We start from the raw sequence: 2,672 nt of genomic DNA on the forward strand, positions 1-2,672 counted from the left end.
TCCTCGCCGGTGTAGCTGGCCGGGCCGGGGAACCACAGCACCAGGCCGCGATCGAGCGGCGTGCCGTCGATGGGGTCGCGCAGCTCGGCGAGGGTCGCCAGCCGCGGGGCGGGCAGGGGGCGGCGCATCAGGATCTCCAGCGCCTGTCCTGCGGCCAGGCCGGAAAGGCGCAGCACCGCCACGCCGCCACGCCCCGCCGGCGTGGCAGGGGCGAAGATGGTGTCGCGGGTACTCATGGGGTGGCCGTGCCCGCGGTCGGTGTTTCACGTGAAACATCGATGGCATCGCCTCTCCCGCGTCCCACACCGTCATTGCGAGCGCAGCGAAGCAATCCATCGGGCCGCCCGTACTGACCCATGGATTGCTTCGTCGGCTTCGCCTCCTCGCAATGACGGTGTGGGCGGGAGAGGCCGCGCGAAAGAGTGTCCCGCACGTTCAGGACTTGCCGCCCTTGCCGCCGGTCATGCCTTGCCAGAAAGCACGCTGCAGGTTTTCGAAGCCCTCCATGCTGGCCGGCAGCCAGGTCTTCATCAGCGCCTCCGGCTCCATCGCCGCGAGGTTGGCGCGCATCCGGGTCTCCAAATCCTTCATCAGCGCCTGCTGCATCGGGGCGACATCGGGCAGGCCGAGGAACGTGCGGGCCTCTTCCGGCGTACAGTCGATATCGACGGTGACCTTCATGCGATGTCTCCGGGCATGCGATGTCTCCAGGTCGGGTTGGCGGCGTCAGCAATCCGCGAGAGTATAGCCTCGAAGCCGGTGATTGGCCGCAAGGGTCGTCACAGCACAGGAACACAGCGAATGCCGAACCGCCTCGCCCAGGAAACCAGCCCCTACCTGCTGCAGCACGCCGACAACCCGGTGGACTGGCAGCCCTGGGGGCCGGAGGCCTTCGCCCGCGCCCGGGCCGAGAACAAGCCGGTGCTGCTGTCGGTCGGCTATGCCGCCTGCCACTGGTGCCACGTGATGGCGCATGAGAGCTTCGAGGACCCCGCCATCGCCGGCCTGATGAACGAGCTGTTCGTGTCGATCAAGGTCGACCGCGAGGAGCGGCCGGATGTCGACACCATCTACCAGTCGGCGCTGGCGCTGCTGGGCCAGCAGGGCGGCTGGCCGCTGACCATGTTCCTGACGCCCGATGGCGCGCCGTTCTGGGGCGGCACCTATTTCCCGCCGGCCAGCCGCTGGGGCCGGCCCGGCTTCCCCGACGTGCTGCGCGCCCTGTCCGCCGCCTATGCCACCGAGCCGGAGAAGGTCACCGGCAATGTCGCCGCTTTGGCCGAGGCGCTGGCCAAGCAGTCGGAGAACCGGCCGGGTGCCGGGCTGGACCGCCGTCTGCTCGACCAGGTGGCGGAGCAGCTGTCCGGCCAGTTCGACCCGAATTGGGGCGGGCTGCGCGGCGCGCCGAAATTCCCGCAGCCGGGATTGCTGGAGCTGCTGTGGCGCGGCTGGCGGCGGTCGCGTCAAGACGCGTCAGGCCATGGCGGGTCGGGCCGTACGTCCTGGCGCGATGCCGTGCTGCGTACACTGACGGCGATGAGCCAGGGCGGTATCTACGATCATCTCGGCGGCGGCTTCGCTCGCTACTCCACCGACGAGGAGTGGCTGGCGCCGCATTTCGAGAAGATGCTGTACGACAACGCCCAGCTGGTCGATTTGCTGACCCTGGCCTGGCAGGAGACTCGAGACCCGCTCTACGCCGCAAGAGTGGCGGAAACCGTGGCCTGGATCGAGCGCGAGATGATCGCCGAGGGCGGTGCCTTCGCCGCCACCCTCGACGCCGACAGCGAGGGTGAGGAGGGCCGGTTCTACGTCTGGACCGAGGCCGAGATCGACGCGGCGCTGGGTGACCGCGCCGCCGTGTTCAAGCAGACGTACGACGTCTCCGCTCATGGCAATTGGGAGGAGAAAAACGTCCTCAACCGCCGCCGCAACACGGCCCTGGGCGACGATGCTGCCGAGGCGGCGCTGGCCGCCGACCGGGCCGTACTGCTGGAGCGCCGGGCCGTACGCGTACGGCCCGGCTGGGACGACAAGGTGCTGGCCGACTGGAACGGACTGATGATCGGCGCCCTGGCCCGCGCCGCCCAGGCCTTCGACCGGCCGGAGTGGATCACCCTGGCCGAGACCGCCTTCGCTGCTGTGGTGCGGCAACTCGGTGGCGACGCTCGCCTCGCCCATGCCTGGCGCCGCGGCAAGGCGACGGCGCCGGGGCTGCTGGAAGACTATGCCGACATGGTTGCCGCGGCCCTGGCCCTGCACGAGGCGACGGAGGAGGCCGCCTATCTCGACCACGCCAAGCGCTGGACCGCGGTGCTCGACACCCATTTCTGGGATGGCGGTCGCGGCGGCTATTTCATGACCGCGGATGATGGCGAGGCGCTGATCGTGCGCACCAAATCCGCCTATGACGCCGCGGTGCCGTCCGGCAACGGCACCATGCTGGGGGTGCTGGCGCGACTGCATCATCTGACCGGCGACCGGCTTTACGCCCTGCGCGCAGACTCGCTGATCGCCGCCTTCACCGGTGAGCTGCAGCGCAACTTCATCCCGCTCGCCACCTGGCTGAACCAGGCCGAGGACCGGATGGAGCCGCTGCAGATCGTGGTGATCGGCCCGAAGCAGGATCCGACCACCACGGCGCTGCTGCGTGCGGTGCATGGCCGCTCGCT

2 protein-coding genes and 1 pseudogene are annotated in these 2,672 nt (G+C 69.4%); 1 reads left to right on the forward strand and 2 read right to left on the reverse strand.

Translation table 11 applies throughout. The features are described from left to right. Positions 1-236: pseudogene (locus AC3XYG_RS06645) on the reverse strand (tRNA uridine-5-carboxymethylaminomethyl(34) synthesis GTPase MnmE); the annotation flags it as partial. A 199-nt stretch (positions 237-435) separates the two neighbouring features. Beyond that, complete coding sequence (locus AC3XYG_RS06650; protein ID WP_489139023.1) at positions 436-681, reverse strand: DUF6489 family protein; 246 nt, start codon at positions 679-681, stop codon at positions 436-438. A 120-nt stretch (positions 682-801) separates the two neighbouring features. Between AC3XYG_RS06650 and AC3XYG_RS06655 the strand changes: the two genes are divergently transcribed. Beyond that, a partial coding sequence (locus AC3XYG_RS06655; protein WP_489139024.1) for a thioredoxin domain-containing protein occupies positions 802-2,672 on the forward strand: 1,871 nt, incomplete at its 3' end.

This window comes from Inquilinus sp., from assembly GCF_057815775.1.

What these genes read in the sequence shown, in the direction of transcription:
- AC3XYG_RS06650 (WP_489139023.1), bottom strand. Translation starts at nt 681, where the DNA reads ATGAAGGTCACCGTCGATATCGACTGTACGCCGGAAGAGGCCCGCACG.